Origin of the sequence: Pseudomonas fluorescens (assembly GCF_018614655.1) — a bacterium.
In the GTDB taxonomy this organism is placed as follows: Bacteria; Pseudomonadota; Gammaproteobacteria; order Pseudomonadales; family Pseudomonadaceae; genus Aquipseudomonas; species Aquipseudomonas fluorescens_BX.
This window is the reverse complement of the sequence record NZ_JAGGOG010000006.1, coordinates 38,152-51,967: the sequence shown is the minus strand read 5'-3', so window position 1 is coordinate 51,967 and position 13,816 is coordinate 38,152. Positions and strand designations below refer to the sequence as shown.

Sequence of the window (13,816 nt, the reverse complement as noted above, 5' to 3'; positions counted from 1 at the left end):
GACCGACTGCTATTGCGTTGGCGGCAGCGCTCGCACCGTCTCCTGCCGCCAGCCCATAAGTTCCCGTGGCAGCGCTGCCGCGTCCAATCGCGATGCCGGAGGTGGCTGACGCCTTAGACTCGCCACCTATTGCGATTGCATCGGTCGCATTCGTTTGAGCACCGCGTGTCGCGTTACTACCAATGGCAATCGATCCCACGCCCGTGGCAATCGTGGAGTTTGCCGCCGTTAACGGTGTTGTACCGTTACCGCCCGCACCACCAATCGCGACAGAGCTGGTACTGAGTGCCTGGGCCCCGAAACCCAACGCTGTACTGCCGATACCGGTCGCCGTACTTGATAGCCCGAGCGCCGATGCCCACGTGCCCGCTAGCGAGTAAAAGCCATACGCAGCGGCGCCCTGGCCAGTTCCCTGGGCGAAAGTGCCGAAAACGGAAACAGATGACTGTCCGTTGCCACTGGCGTTGCATCCCAAGACATTTGAAAACGTTCCAGAGCCATCCACAGGGGTCGCGGTACTCCCCCCCGTTGTGACCTGACCTACCGTAGTATTTCCTGCTCCTGAAACGCAGGTCGTAGCAGGAGGGTAGATGGATGCTTCAGCCGCTTGAAAACAGCCGGTCGCCAGGAAAATCAACGCTGACGCGGTGATGATGCATTCTTTTCGTGGCATTGTTTCTTTCGCTCTCTTACCCCTTTCTTCTGGTCTAAGTGGGTCAAGCGAACGATCAGAATTAACAATAAAAGGTTTTATTTCTCTCATCTTAATATCGCCCCTATATCATCGGTCAGCAAAAGCAGGCATGTCCCGCAGGTCTATCCATTGTTGTGAGCTAGGCGCAATCATTTATTGATGTCATGTCGTCGAGTCGCGCGCGCAAGTCTAATAAGGCGTCATAAAGCCTTATGCATGCCTAGCGCTTGTATTGCACTTCGAACCACAGATCAATTTGATTGGGCGTCTGGCTCCTGCAGCCAAGAACTTTGAGGTGAGTAGCAGGCTTGCGTTTTCTCGCGCAAAGGCATTTAAGTGGTATCAACCCCGCAGCAGAAGGCCCGGCCCAAGGTCGCTTGAACGAGTGAAAGGCCGTCACGAACATGATTTGCTTGCAGTCGAAGTAGGGCAATTGCAGCAATCATGGCAATTCCTTGGCGCCAAAAAACAAAGTCATTTGAGAGCAGCAGGTTTATGGGCTGTTGCTAGCCGTAGCAAGAGTCTGGCGTGTGCTCGTATCGTTCTACTATAAGAAAACTAATTAGGTGATATTAGCAGAGCTTGTATTACCGATTTTTCTTTTGAACGGGATTTTCAGAAAAATTGGTATTAATTATAAAGGTGTGTCTTTACTGTGCTGTAACAAGCGTGAGGCCGGTTTTTTCTCAGTGCGTAGTTGTATTTAGTTAAAGCTTTCGTTCGGCTAGATAAACTTTTTAGCAGGCGTTTCGATAAGTTCGACTTTGTCAAAAAGGCTCCACCATCAGATGGCCTTATTTGGGGGGCAGCATCCACCTGGGTTGCTTTTTAAGGTGAATCTGTACATTGAATTTTCTTGCGGTTAACCAATAATCGGGCGCTCCAAACCCCCGGGTAATGGCGCTATCTGGAAGAAATTCAGCGTGTTTTCGACGGTCCCGGGCGTCGAGGCGATCATCACAGGAAGACCTTCATGAGCATCCATACCCGCACTAAACGATTGACGGTTCCACAACTGGTCGCGATGAAGGGCCAACACAAAATCGTATCCCTGACGGCGTACTCCAGCTCAATTGCCAAGCTGATCGACCCTGTGGTCGATTTCATTCTGGTGGGTGACTCCACCGCAATGGTCGGCTATGGCCGGGCCTCGACACTGAGCATGCAGCTTGAAGAAATCATCGGCCACACTCGGGCTGTGGTCGACAGCACGCGCCTGTCCTGTGTCATCGCCGACATGCCTTTCGGCAGCTATCAGGAGTCCAACGAACAGGCCTTTCGCAATTGCGCCCAGGTGTTGGCGCGTACCGGTTGCGATGCCGTCAAGCTGGAAGCCAACAAGACCCTGGCGAGTACCGTCGAATTCCTGGTGGCACGGGGTATTCCGGTCATGGCTCACGTCGGGCTGATGCCGCAGTTCGTCAATGTCATGGGGGGCTTCAAGGCCCAGGGCCTGACCGCCGAAACAGCGGCGGTGATTGCCGAAGATGCGCGGGCCAACCTCGACGCGGGCGCCTTCAGCTTGCTACTTGAAGGGGTGGCCGAAGGCGTGGCCCGGCAAATCACCCTGGATTCGAAGATGCCCACCATCGGCATCGGCGCCTCACCGGCCTGCGACGGCCAGGTGCTGGTAACCGAAGACGTGCTGGGCTTGAGCAGTGGGCAGATGCCGCGCTTCGTCAAACAGTACGCGGATGTCGGCGCGGTGATTCGCGATGCGTGCGAGCGTTTTGCCGAAGACGTGCGCCATGGCCGTTTCCCTGAAGCGCAGCATTGCTATGGGCTTTAAGTTTCAGCCCTTTCAAGGTCTTTGAAAAACAGCCTTATGGCTAACACCGAACCCCTAAGCAGTTGAAAAATCCAGCTCAGGGCAGTGAAGATCAACTGTGGGAGATGTCGAGCTTTAGCGAGGCTGCGATGACATCGGCACAGCCAATATTGAGGGTGCCTGGCCCACCGCTATCGCAGTCTCGCTAAAGCTCGACAGCTCCCACAAGGGTTTTACGTCGCCGGTTAGATCTTCATCCCTGGCCTGATGCGACTGACTTTTCAAAGACCTTGAAAGGCATGGCTTTAAGTCTGGCTAGTGCTCTTCGTCGATAGCCTGGGCCAATTTCTTCAGGGCCAGGGGAATATCCTTGCTCCAGTCGAGGGTGTAGCTCAGGCGCAAGTGATGCTTCCAGGCGCCCTGTTGGCTGAAGACTTCTCCGGGGGCGATGACGATGCGCTGGGCCAGCAAGCGCTCGAACACCCGCCGCATGTCTACCGGACGTGTGGCCTCGAGCCAGAAGGTCGCGCCGCCTTGCGCAGCGACCACCTGCAACTGGCCGGCGGCGTGCTCTTCCAGTAAGGCCTTCATGCACTGCATACGGTCCAGCAACAGGCCCCGCAACACGTTCAGATGCTGGTCGAGGCGCTTGGAGTTGAAGAGCTTGGCGATCGCTTTCTGACGGATCGGCGAGAGGCGAAACCCCCGTTCCAGGAATAGCCGCTGCAACTGCGGCCCATGCCGGCGACACAGTACATAACCATAGGGGGCTTCCGAGCCGATGACCTTGTCGAAGGTCGAGAACACCAGCAGTTTCTCCGGATCGGCAAAGTCGCGATAGCGGGCGGGCTTTGGGGAGAAACAGAACTCGCCGTAGGTGTCGTTTTCGAACAGCCAGATATCCCGTTCCGCCAGCCAGTGACAGATCTGCTGTTTATCCTGCGCCGGCATCAGGCTGCCTTGAGGAATATTCACCGTCGACGACAGCACTGCCACCCGGATGGGCTCACGCCTGAGCAGCTCACTGAGGGCGGGCAGGTTGAAACGTCCGTCTTGGCCGAGGGGCACTTCGATCACACGGATCTTCGCGGCCTGTAGCTGGCGCAGGATCGCCCACGAGCACGGCGACTCCACCAGCGCCACGGTGCCCCCCAGATTCAGGGCACTGAGCGACAACTCCAGCACGCTGTGCAGGTCCGAACCGATATACACATGCTCGGCCTGCCAGTAACAGTGAGCGGAGCCGGTGTAGCGTTCGGCCAACGCTGCGCGCAACTCGGGCTCGCCGAGTGGCTGATAGAGCGGCGCAGGGGAGCGGGGGTATTGACGGGCCAGTTCGCGCTCCATCATCAACAGCGGGTTTTCCAGCGACAACAGCATCGCCGGAGCATCGCTGCTCAGGGCCAACATCCCCGGTTGGCGTGCGTTGGAGAACACATTGTCCAGCAAGTTGGACGAACCCTCACTCACTGCAGGTGCAGGCATCGCCTTGGTGAAATAACCGAACTTGGGTTTGGCATAGACCCGCCCTTCGTCCTCAAGCAGCGAATAGGCGTACTTGGTCGTCGACACCGACACGTTCAGACGCCGGGCCAGTTGCCGCAAGGACGGCAGTTTCTGCTCACCTTCCGAATGGGCGGTCTCGATCAGCCCGACGAGATAGCGGTACACCGCCTGATAGGCGAAGCAAGCATCTTTGACATTCAATGCAGCGCCTCCTCGTCCAGATAGTTGCTCAGACACTCGATAAATGCCTGGTGCTTGCGGGTGTGACGCCGGTGTTCAGGGTAGATGACATGGATTTTTGCTCCGAATTGGCCCGGGTCGGCCTCTATATCGGGGAGTAGTTGCACCAGCTCACCGCGTTTTAGATAGGGGACTGCACTCCACTGTGGACACAACTGCAAGCCCATGCCGGACAAGAGGGCGGCGAACAGGAAGTCATAATTGTCGCTCGCCAGGCGAGGCGCTGGCTGTGATATGCGCCGGCGTTCACCTTCGTGGGTATACCACCAGTAATGAGGGTTCAGCGCCGGGTGTCGAAAAACCAGCCAGTCGTGCTGATCGAATGTGTGAGGCAACACCTCAAGCGGCTTGCGTTGCAGGTAGCTGGGGCTGGCGCAAAGCAGGATGCGGTTAGCGGTCAGTGGCCGCGCGATCAGGGCGGGCAATTCGACGGGCCCGTCGCGTACCGCAAGGTCGTAGCTGCCCTCGACAAGGTCCACGAGTTCATCGGTGAGGTCGACTTCGAGACGCATCAGCGGATATTGCTCGAGAAAGCGGCAACACGCTGCATTGAGAAACGCCGGAGCGAAGGAGGGCGGAGCCACCACGCGCAAAGTGCCGCACATCTCCTGCTGCAGCTGATCAATATCTTCTCGCGCCTGTTGAAGCTGAGTCAGCACCTGGCGAGCGTTTGCCAGGTAGATATGCCCGGCTTCGGTCAGGGCAATCCGGCGTGTGGAGCGCTCGAACAGGCGTGTTCCCAGTTCCTCTTCAAGGTGGGTCACGGCCCTGGTCAAGGCGGAAGTCGTTTTGCCCAAGTAGGCAGCCGCACGGGTGAAACTGCCGTGGTGTGCGGTGGCCACGAACATGGTGATGGCGCCAAGCTGGTCCATGGGCTTTTTCCTTTTGGGAAAGTATGTGTTTCAGGCATCAAGTATTCTTAACATCATCTGACTTGGCTAGTCTCTCGAACACTCTAATAAAAAGGTGTTGGGGCTATGAAGAATGCTCTCAGGGCGACGCTGGCAATGGCAGTTGCTTTTTCATCAATGGCAAGCATGGCGGCGGCCGATCTGCTCTTGTACAACGGCAAGGTATTCACCGCCGAACCGGGGCAGGCGCTGCAACAAGCTGTTGCGGTGGTCGATGGCCGGATCGTCAAGGTAGGTAGCGACGCCGAGGTTCTAGCGCTGAAAGAAACCGGTACGCAGGTGATTGATTTGCAGGGCAAGGTGTTGATGCCCGGCTTCATCGACAGCCATAGCCATGCGATTTTTGGCGGAGTGAAACTCAAGTCGGCCGATCTTGAATCGCAGATGCTGCCCTTTGACGAACTGGAGCAACGGCTACGCGCGTGGCGAGATAACGGCAAGGCCCGCCACGGGGACATGCTCAGTGTGGGTGGCTTCCCTTCGACCTACTGGAGCCAATTGGCCCAACTTGATAAGCGCTTCAACCACGGTGAATGGGCTGACACGCCGATTGCTTTCATCGGCTGGGACTACCATACCGGCTGGGCCAACACGGCGATGCTCAAGCGCGCAGGCATTGACGCCGAACGGGTCAAGTCGCTCAAAGGTGAAGCCGTGGCGACCATCGGCCATCATGCGGACGGCACCCCGAACGGCTTCGTGGCAGACGCCGGATTGTCTGCGGTGGAGTCTCAGCTTCCCGCTCCCACCTTTGACGAGTTGCTGGATGCAGGCCGGGCGGCGCGTGATCTGAATCACCGCTTGGGCATTACCGCACTCATGGACCCGGCGGCCAATGCGATGCCAGGCGATGCGGTATTCGATTTCAAACCTACCGCGCAGACTGTGGGGGTCTTGCCCGTCTACAAAACCCTGTCGGACAAGGGCGAGCTGCAATTGCGGGTGGCCGCGTTAATGGTTGCCAACCCCAAGAGCAAGCCCGCTGACCTGGAGGTGTTGGATCAGGTCAGAAAACAGTTCTCCGGCGTCGACAACCTCAGCCTGCCGGGCATCAAGATCTTTGCCGATGGCGTCGCCGAGGTTCCCGCGCAAACCGCGTCCTTGCTCGAACCCTACAAAAACTCAAAAAAAGCCGGAGAGCTGTTGATCGACCCCGCGCATTTCGGTGAGCTGGTCAGCGCCGCCGATGCGCGTGGTTGGTTGGTGCATGTGCATGCGATTGGCGACCGTGCGGTACGCGAGTCCCTCAATGGCATCGAGCAGGCGCGCCGTGACAGGCAAAGTGGCGTCACCCATTCGATCACCCATCTGCAATTGGTCAACCCCAAGGAATTCGCCCGCTTCAAACCGCTGAACGTCATTGCCTCCATGCAGCTGTATTGGGCGAGTGCGGACGAGACAAGCATTGACCTGCTCAAGCCCTACATCAATGCGATGCAATTCCAGTACATGTATCCGGCGCGCTCGCTGCTGAAAAACGGCGCGACCATTGCGGGTGCCAGCGATTGGCCGGTCAGCACCCCGGAGCCGTGGAAAGCCATATCCCAGGCAATCAGTCGCAAGGGCCCCAAGGGTGTGCTCAACAAAGGCGAGGGGATCGACCGGGAAACGATGTTCTATGCCTATACCCGCAACGCCGCCCGAGCCATTGGGCTTGAGAAAGAGATTGGCTCGCTCAGCCCGGGTAAGCAGGCTGACCTGATTGTCCTGGACCGCGATGTATTCAGCGTGGCTGACGAGCAACTGGCCGACACCCAGGTACTCAAGACCTACTTTGCCGGGCGTGAGGTCTATAGTCGCCCGTAGGACTTTGTATGTGTAACCGGCGATCAAGACGCTTTCAGTGCCATGCCTTTCAAGGTCTTTGAAAAACAGCCCAATACGGCTGAAACATCCAGCTCAGGGCGGTGAAGATCAACTGTGGGAGATGTCGAGCTTTAGCGAGGCTGCGATGACGTCGGCACAGCCAACATTGAGGGTGCCTGACCCACCGCTATCGCAGCCTCGCTAAAGCTCGACAGCTCCTACAAGGGTTTTGCGTCGCCGGTTAGATCTTCATTCCTGGCCTGATGCCACTGACATTTCAAAGACCTTGAAAGGCATGGCTTCCAGTGCGCTTAACGACTGTGCATAGGCCACAGTCATGACCTGCCAGGTATGCGCATCAGCCGGAATCAGATGCTCGATCCGCAACGACGTCACGGTGATGTCCAGCGGCATGCCGAAGGTCGTGAAGGTCGACAGGAAATTCAACTCGCCTTGCCGGGAATTGATGCGAGTCAGCACCAAGGGCGGCAGATCATTGGCCATGGAAGCGAAGCTGTCCGCAGGCGGCAGGCTTTCCACGAGGCTGGCCAGAGCGGGATTGCTCAGGGCTTCTCGCGATGCCCGTTGCCAAGCAATGTTTCTGATTTCTTCGGCATTGATCAAGTGATCACCAAGGCCTCCAGGCTGCAGCAGCGTGACCAGTAGATTCAACCCATCGGCCGCGTCTGGCGCCAGCCCCACCAGATCGAACAACACGGCGGTACTGGCATTGGCGGCCAGGACTTCCCACTGACTACCCAGCACGATCGCCGGTGCGGGATTGTTGGCGTGAAGCACATGGCTGATGGCGTCTCGAATCGCATCCATCGACGGTGAGGAGAGCGGGGTGGCTTCGTAGCGCGGGGCATAGCCCGACGCCAGGAACACGTTGTTGCATTGCTCCAGCGGCACCTCCAGCGCCATCAGCAGGTTGTGCAGCGTGCCAGGGCTCGGTTTGGCGCGACCGGTCTCGATGCAACTCAGGTGGCGCTGGGAAATTCCGCTGATCAGCGCAAGATCCAGTTGGCTCAACCGGGCCTGCCGCCGCAACTGGCGCAGCTGTGTGCCGGCGGTGGTTGGAGGTGTCGTTCGGGGAAAGGTTTGGGGGCTCATGGTTTGACTCTGGCAGTGCGGGTCAATGACGTCCATGACCTGAGAGGTCATTGAGGGCCAGGCGACGTTATCACTAACGTGCTCACGTTGATCAGCCACTTTTGTCTCCAAGGAGGAGAAAATGCAACGACCGTATCTCGCTCTCGTTACCCTGCTGGGGTTTTCCCTGTATACGGCGTACACGCTGTTGCAGGCCGATCAGTCCCTTATGGCGTTCGGCCTCGAACTCATGTCACGCCCGGACACCGCACAGGTGGTGATCGACCTCTATGTGCTTGCGGTCATGGCTTGCGTCTGGATGTACCGGGATGCGCGCTCGAAAGGACGCTCGCTTGTCTCCATCCTCCCTTACGTGCTGATAACGGCGATTTTCGTTTCAATCGGCCCGCTGTTGTATCTGGTGATCAACGGCTTTGCCCGCGACTCAAGACACCCGCTCAAGTAGAAGTTGAAATGGAAAGCACAATGCCGCTACCCGGCGGCATTGTATCGAGCGGGCGTTCCCTTCAACGGTTCAGAAAGTCTTGATAGTTATCCTTGGTGATCAGTTGATAAGGAATGGACAGCTCGGCTGTATAGGGTTCTTTCCTGATCATCTTCAACGCCAGATCAATAGAGCCGATAGCTTGGCCCTTGTTGTCCTGGAAGACAGTCACTGCCAGTTGATCCTTCTTGATTGCATCCAGCCCCGCAGGGCCGCCGTCGCTGCCGCCTACCAGAATGTCCTTGCCCGGACGCATCCCGGCCTGGCGGATGGCCATAGCCGCGCCAATTGCCATTTCATCGGCGTTGGCCGCCACCGCATCGATTTTCTTGCCCGACAGAATCCAGTTGTTCATCAGATCCATGGCCTTGCTGCGCTGCCACTCGGCGCTCTGTTCTTCCACGATATGGATGTCGGGGTAGCTCTTGAGCACGTCTTTTACACCTTTCGTGCGGTTGTGGGTGGCGTTGTTGGAGAGCAGGCCGAGCATGATCGCCAGGTTGCCTTTGCCACCCATTTTTTCCGCCAGGTAGCGCATCTGGAACTCGCCGGCCTTGATCTCGTCCGAGCCCACATAGCCAACGCCCGGCGGCAGTTCGGTCAAGTCGGGATGACGATTGACGTAGACCAGAGGCACGCCGGCCTTCTGTGCTTCAACCGTCATCTTTTGCGTGGCGGCGGTGTCCACTGCGTTGACGATGATCCCGTCCATTCCCTGGGAGGTGAAGTTCTGCACCTGGTTGAGCTGGCGCACCACGTCGCCCTGGGCGTCTTCGAATTGTAGGGTGACGCCAGGCAGGGACTTGGCGTGGGCGGCCATGTAGTCGCGCATCTGGGCCAAGAACACATCGTCCACTTGGGCGATGCTGACGCCGATGCGGATGTCGGCTATAGCCAGCGGTGCAAAGACCGTGGCAAAGAGGAACGTCAGGAGTGCTTTTTTCATGGTTTCAGTCCGGTTTTGTTGTTGTTTTGGAAGACGTTGAAAACACAGTTCAGGCTTGGCGCTTGATACGCATCTGCTCGACACGCTCTGCAAAGGTTGCGTAGGGCCAGCGTTCTGTCAGCGCCAGGTGCATCAACTGCTGCCCGGTTTGTGGCGCCAAGCCTTGCAGCGGTGGGTCGGTGTCCAGGTTGGTAGGGAAGGAGTATCCGTCGGCGGTGCAGGCGATTACCGCTTCAAGGCCTTGAGCATCCAGCACCTTGTCCGCCAAGCGTTCCAGCAGGCAAGGGTAGAGCGCCAGCATCATGCGTTCGCGATCCAGGGTTTCCATGGGCTTGCCGAACGCAGAGGAGATTTGCAGCAGGTTGGCCATGCGCTGGCAATCGGTGGTGCGGTTGGTGCCGGCAGCGTGGAACAGTGCGGGGTTGAAGAACAGCAGGTCGCCTTTGCTCAGTGGCAGTTGCACCGCGTGGTGCTGAAAGTACTCGATGAATTCCGGGCGAGGCCAAGCCAGGTAACCCAGCGGGTATTGCTGGGAAAACGGCAGCAGTTGGGTGGGGCCGGTTTCCAATGGCATATCCGAATGGGCCACGGCACCCTGTAGCGTCAGGTACTGGGACAGCATGTGCAGGGGCAGGGGAAAGCGCTCGACCACTTCGCTGGTCTGGAAACCCAAATGATAGTCACGGTGCGGCTGTTGGGCCTGGCCACCGGGGTGCACCACGTTGACCTGAGCTGTGACTTGAAAACCTGGGCCCAGCCAGGCTTCGGCGATCAACCCCAGCAGCGGATTGGCGTAGTACTCGACAAAGGATGACGGGGAGTGCAGGGCGGCCTTCTGCAATGAGTTCCAGATGCGCCCGTTGCTACCGGCTTTGGCGAAGTGATCGGCCGCTACGCCTTGGGCTGCTTGCTCGGCGAAGATCGCCTTGAACACCTGGCTGTGGCGGTCGATCACGCTCAGGTCGGCGTATCCTTGGCGCACCACCATGACGCCGGGGCCGTCACGAAACAGTCGGTGCAACTCGTTCATCAGCGTGTCGCGGTCGGCGTCGCGCAGGGTCTGCGCTTGGTAGATCGGCACGTTGTTCTGCACTTCGGTGCAGTGGGGGTAGTCTTGCGGGTGGGCTTGTTGTTCGCAGAGTTGGGCGAAGTCGGGTAACTGCACCGCGTCGGCATGGCCAAAGAACGGCTGGTTCATCGCGTGCCCTCCAGCAGGCTCAGGGCGTGGTCCGGACGAGGCGTGGTGCCGTCGCCGCAGCCAATCACGCCTTGCTCCAGGTCGATCACCGTGCCGGTCATCATCCCCGACTCGCGGGACAGCAGGAATGCCACGCTCTGGGCCACTTCCTCGGGTTTGAGCAGGCGACCAAAAGGCTGCGCGCGCTCGGCGGCGGCCAGCCAACCGTCCTCAGCACCATGGTAGCGACGCTGGATTTCGTCCTCGTGAGGCGTATCCATCCAGCCGATGTTCAGGCCGTTGACCCGTATACGGTTGCGCAAGGCACTGAAGGCAACGTTTTTGGTGAGGATTGCCAAGGCCCCCTTGGACGCTGCATAAGGTGTCAGGAACGATTGTCCACCGTGGCCGGTGACGCTCTGGATGTTGACGATAGCGCCTTCCACCGCTTGGCTGATCATCAGCTTCAGCGCTTCCTGCATCAGGAAGAACGGTGCCCGCACGTTGACGGCGAAAAGCCGGTCGAACAGTTCGGGAGAGGTGTCGAGGATCGTGCCGCGATCCGACATGCCGGCGCAGTTGACCAGGCCGTGGAGGGTGCCGAAGTGGGTGCGGGCAGCGTCGATCACTGCACGGCAATCGTCGACTTGTTCCAGGTCTGCCTGGACGAAATGCGCCTGGCAGTCGAGTTCTTCCAATTGGCGCAATTGGGCCTGGCCCTGGTCCAGGCGACGCCCGCAAATGATCAAACCGGCAGCGCCTCGGCGCGCCAGGGTGTGGGCCACCGCCGCACCAAGGCCCTGGGTGCTGCCGGTGATGACAAAGTACTGACCGTTGAACGAGGTGGCGAGGTCGGTGTGGGGCATGAGGTTCTCCAGAGTTCTTGTTGTTGTGAGCGCCTGGGCTCGACGCCAGGCAAAACTGAGACTAGCATTGCAATGACCTCAGTAATGCCCAAAAAAACCTCAAAATAACCTCAGGCCCAGAACCATGCTCGAACGCGCCAAACATTTTTCCATCAAGCAACTGGCTACTCAGGCGGGCGTCAGCAAGGCCACGATTGATCGGGTCCTGCATCAACGCGGCAGCGTGCATCACCAGACTCACCGACGAATCGAACAGGCGTTGGACGAATTGGAGGCCCAGGAAAAGAACGGCCTGGCGGTGGGGCATACGATTCACGTCGACGTGATCATGCACACGCCCAAGCGTTTCAGCACGGCGGTACGGGCAGCAATTACCGCGCAACTGGGCAGCTTGGCGCCGTTTCGCATTACCCCGCGGTTTCACCTGTTCGAGGAAATCGAACCCCAGGCGATGCATGACCAACTGTTGCGCTGCCTCGATACCGGCAGCCAGGGCGTGGTGCTCAAGGCCGCCGATGAGCCGGCGGTGAACCTGGCGGTCAAGCAATTGGTCGCCGCGGGTATTCCGGTGGTGACCCTCGTCACCGACCTGCCCAACAGCGAGCGTATTGGCTATGTAGGCATGGATAACCGCACCGCCGGGCAGACCGCCGCCTACCTTTTGTCGCGCTGGCTGGCACCGCAGCCACAAGAGGTTGCAGTGGTCATCGGAAGTGAGCTGTTTCGCGGTGAAGAAGAGCGCGAAATGGGTTTTCGCATGTGGCTTCGAGGGCGCGCCGCACACTTGCGGGTGTTGGACATCAGCGGCGGTTATGGCGTGTACGACCGCACCTTCGAACGGGTGACCGAGGCGCTGAAACACAATCCCCAACTCAAGGCGGCGTACAGCGTCGGTGGTGGCAACCGGGCGATTGTCGACGCGTTCGCGGCGCTGGACCGGCCATTGGACGTGTTCATCGGCCATGACCTGGATGAAGAAAACCGGCAGTTGCTGGCCGAAGAAAAAATCGCCGCGATCATCGACCACAACTTGCAGATCGATGCCCGCAATGTGTTCCTGCACATCCTGCAATTTCATCGGCTGTGGAAGGCCGGGCCGATTGCACCATCACAGGTGCAGGTCGTTACGCCGTTCAACTTGCCTGACTGAATCACCGCGTTAAACCCCTAGTCAAATAACAATTCCAGGAGTTCGACCATGCTACGAATCGCTGTCCTCGGTGCCGGCCGTATCGCGAAAATCCACGCGGCCAACGTCGCCGCTCACCCTGACGCCCATCTGGTACTGGTGGCTGACCCCTGGCGCGAAGGGGTGGATGCACTAGCCGCGCAACTGGGCTGTGAGGCTGCCTATGACTGCGCCGCCGTGCTGAGCCGAGACGATATCGACGCGGTGGTAATCGGCACGCCGACTGACACTCATATCGATCTGCTTCTGGTGGCGGTAACCCAAGGCAAGGCGGTGTTGTGTGAGAAACCCATCGACCTGGACATCGCCAAAGCGCGCGTTGCGGTGACGGCGGTCGAGCACCAGGGTGGCAGGGTCATGCTGGGCTTCAACCGGCGCTTTGACCCCGACATCCTGAGCCTGCGCAAGGCCATTGACGCCGGGCAGATCGGCGCTGTACGTCAGGTGATCATCACCAGTCGCGATCCAGGTTTGGCGCCTCGGGACTACCTGAGCCACTCCGGCGGTATCCTGCGGGACATGACCATCCACGACTTCGACATGGCTCGCCACCTGCTAGGCGAAGAACCCTGTGAAATCAGCGCCATCGCCAGCCGACTGGTGGACCCGACGCTTGCACAAATCGACGATTACGACAGCGTGATGGTGTTACTGCGTACCGCCTCCGGCAAACAATGCCACATCAACTGCTGCCGCGAAGCGGTCTATGGCTACGACCAGCGCGTGGAGGTGTCGGGTGCAACCGGCGTGTTGTTGACCGATAACCATCGCCCCAGCACCTTGCGTCACTGGAACCGTGAGCACACCGAAGCACGGGAGCCGCTGCAGCACTTTTTCCTGGAGCGGTACGCGGATGCCTATCGCAATGAACTGGGGCAATTCATCAACGCGCTGCACACTGGAGCAGCGCTACCGACTCATATGCGCGATGGTTTGTATGCGTTGCACCTGGCTGATTGCGCGCTGGAGTCGATCAGGACAGGGCGGACAGTGGCGATTGACTACCGACTCCTTGGATGACGCAGTCAACGGCAGCGGTAGCGTCACAATTCAGCGCCTAGCTGTGGGACCTGATTGATCATATTCGGACATTTCACTGACCCTGAGCTTTCACAA

At 58.7% G+C, this 13,816-nt stretch carries 11 protein-coding genes and 1 pseudogene; 5 read left to right on the top strand and 7 right to left on the bottom strand.

The features are described from left to right. Positions 1 to 82: 82 nt before the first annotated feature. A pseudogene (locus J7E41_RS28400) lies at positions 83 to 673 on the bottom strand (hypothetical protein); the annotation flags it as partial. A gap of 994 nt (positions 674 to 1,667) precedes the next feature. Between J7E41_RS28400 and panB the strand changes: the two are divergent. Then, positions 1,668 to 2,483 carry a 3-methyl-2-oxobutanoate hydroxymethyltransferase gene (gene panB / locus J7E41_RS09065; protein WP_214991901.1) on the top strand — a complete coding sequence of 272 codons (816 nt, stop codon included), beginning with the start codon at positions 1,668 to 1,670 and terminating at the stop codon, positions 2,481 to 2,483. Positions 2,484 to 2,777: 294 nt separating this feature from the next. Here the strand turns inward: panB and J7E41_RS09060 are convergent, their stop codons facing one another. Beyond that, positions 2,778 to 4,169 (bottom strand): PLP-dependent aminotransferase family protein, encoded by a 1,392-nt coding sequence (locus tag J7E41_RS09060; protein WP_214991900.1) that lies wholly within the window; start codon positions 4,167 to 4,169, stop codon positions 2,778 to 2,780. Further along, the gene (locus J7E41_RS09055) at positions 4,166 to 5,080 is read right to left on the bottom strand and encodes a LysR family transcriptional regulator (protein WP_214991899.1); all 915 of its coding nucleotides are present in this window, start codon (positions 5,078 to 5,080) and stop codon (positions 4,166 to 4,168) included. Before J7E41_RS09055 ends, J7E41_RS09060 begins: the two co-directional genes overlap by 4 nt. Positions 5,081 to 5,185: 105 nt before the next feature. Between J7E41_RS09055 and J7E41_RS09050 the strand changes: the two genes are divergently transcribed. Continuing rightward, positions 5,186 to 6,925: an amidohydrolase gene (locus J7E41_RS09050; protein WP_214991897.1), complete on the top strand. Its 1,740-nt coding sequence runs from the start codon at positions 5,186 to 5,188 to the stop codon at positions 6,923 to 6,925. A 249-nt stretch (positions 6,926 to 7,174) separates the two neighbouring features. Here the strand turns inward: J7E41_RS09050 and J7E41_RS09045 are convergent, their stop codons facing one another. Beyond that, positions 7,175 to 8,038 carry a helix-turn-helix domain-containing protein gene (locus tag J7E41_RS09045; protein ID WP_251029416.1) on the bottom strand — a complete coding sequence of 288 codons (864 nt, stop codon included), beginning with the start codon at positions 8,036 to 8,038 and terminating at the stop codon, positions 7,175 to 7,177. A 121-nt stretch (positions 8,039 to 8,159) separates the two neighbouring features. Between J7E41_RS09045 and J7E41_RS09040 the strand changes: the two genes are divergently transcribed. Beyond that, positions 8,160 to 8,483 (top strand): DUF2834 domain-containing protein, encoded by a 324-nt coding sequence (locus J7E41_RS09040; RefSeq protein ID WP_214991895.1) that lies wholly within the window; start codon positions 8,160 to 8,162, stop codon positions 8,481 to 8,483. Between the two features lie 61 nt (positions 8,484 to 8,544). Here the strand turns inward: J7E41_RS09040 and J7E41_RS09035 are convergent, their stop codons facing one another. From J7E41_RS09035 to J7E41_RS09025, 3 genes are read right to left on the bottom strand one after another with little or no spacing between them, the layout of a single operon-like run. After that, entirely contained in the window at positions 8,545 to 9,468 is a 924-nt protein-coding gene (locus J7E41_RS09035; RefSeq protein WP_214991893.1) for a sugar ABC transporter substrate-binding protein, read from the bottom strand. Between the two features lie 49 nt (positions 9,469 to 9,517). Next, complete coding sequence (locus J7E41_RS09030; RefSeq protein WP_214991891.1) at positions 9,518 to 10,666, bottom strand: phytanoyl-CoA dioxygenase family protein; 1,149 nt, start codon at positions 10,664 to 10,666, stop codon at positions 9,518 to 9,520. After that, positions 10,663 to 11,511, bottom strand: a complete 849-nt coding sequence (locus J7E41_RS09025) for an SDR family oxidoreductase (protein ID WP_214991883.1) — start codon at positions 11,509 to 11,511, stop codon at positions 10,663 to 10,665. The genes J7E41_RS09030 and J7E41_RS09025 overlap by 4 nt, the downstream gene beginning before the upstream one ends. 124 nt (positions 11,512 to 11,635) lie before the next feature. Between J7E41_RS09025 and J7E41_RS09020 the strand changes: the two genes are divergently transcribed. Continuing rightward, on the top strand, positions 11,636 to 12,661 hold the full coding sequence (locus tag J7E41_RS09020; RefSeq protein ID WP_214991881.1) for a LacI family DNA-binding transcriptional regulator: 1,026 nt from the start codon (positions 11,636 to 11,638) through the stop codon (positions 12,659 to 12,661). 48 nt (positions 12,662 to 12,709) lie between these two features. Next, a complete protein-coding gene (gene iolG, locus J7E41_RS09015) occupies positions 12,710 to 13,720 on the top strand; it encodes an inositol 2-dehydrogenase (RefSeq protein ID WP_214991879.1) in 1,011 nt (336 codons plus the stop codon). Positions 13,721 to 13,816: the final 96 nt, after the last annotated feature.

Excerpts from the sequence above, each read along its gene's own strand:
- J7E41_RS09045 (WP_251029416.1), bottom strand. The coding sequence starts at position 8,038 with ATGAGCCCCCAAACCTTTCCCCGAACGACACCTCCAACCACCGCCGGC.
- J7E41_RS09040 (WP_214991895.1), top strand. The coding sequence starts at position 8,160 with ATGCAACGACCGTATCTCGCTCTCGTTACCCTGCTGGGGTTTTCCCTG.
- panB (WP_214991901.1), top strand. The coding sequence starts at position 1,668 with ATGAGCATCCATACCCGCACTAAACGATTGACGGTTCCACAACTGGTC.
- J7E41_RS09055 (WP_214991899.1), bottom strand. The coding sequence starts at position 5,080 with ATGGACCAGCTTGGCGCCATCACCATGTTCGTGGCCACCGCACACCAC.
- J7E41_RS09025 (WP_214991883.1), bottom strand. The coding sequence starts at position 11,511 with ATGCCCCACACCGACCTCGCCACCTCGTTCAACGGTCAGTACTTTGTC.
- J7E41_RS09035 (WP_214991893.1), bottom strand. The coding sequence starts at position 9,468 with ATGAAAAAAGCACTCCTGACGTTCCTCTTTGCCACGGTCTTTGCACCG.
- J7E41_RS09050 (WP_214991897.1), top strand. The coding sequence starts at position 5,186 with ATGAAGAATGCTCTCAGGGCGACGCTGGCAATGGCAGTTGCTTTTTCA.
- iolG (WP_214991879.1), top strand. The coding sequence starts at position 12,710 with ATGCTACGAATCGCTGTCCTCGGTGCCGGCCGTATCGCGAAAATCCAC.
- J7E41_RS09030 (WP_214991891.1), bottom strand. The coding sequence starts at position 10,666 with ATGAACCAGCCGTTCTTTGGCCATGCCGACGCGGTGCAGTTACCCGAC.
- J7E41_RS09020 (WP_214991881.1), top strand. The coding sequence starts at position 11,636 with ATGCTCGAACGCGCCAAACATTTTTCCATCAAGCAACTGGCTACTCAG.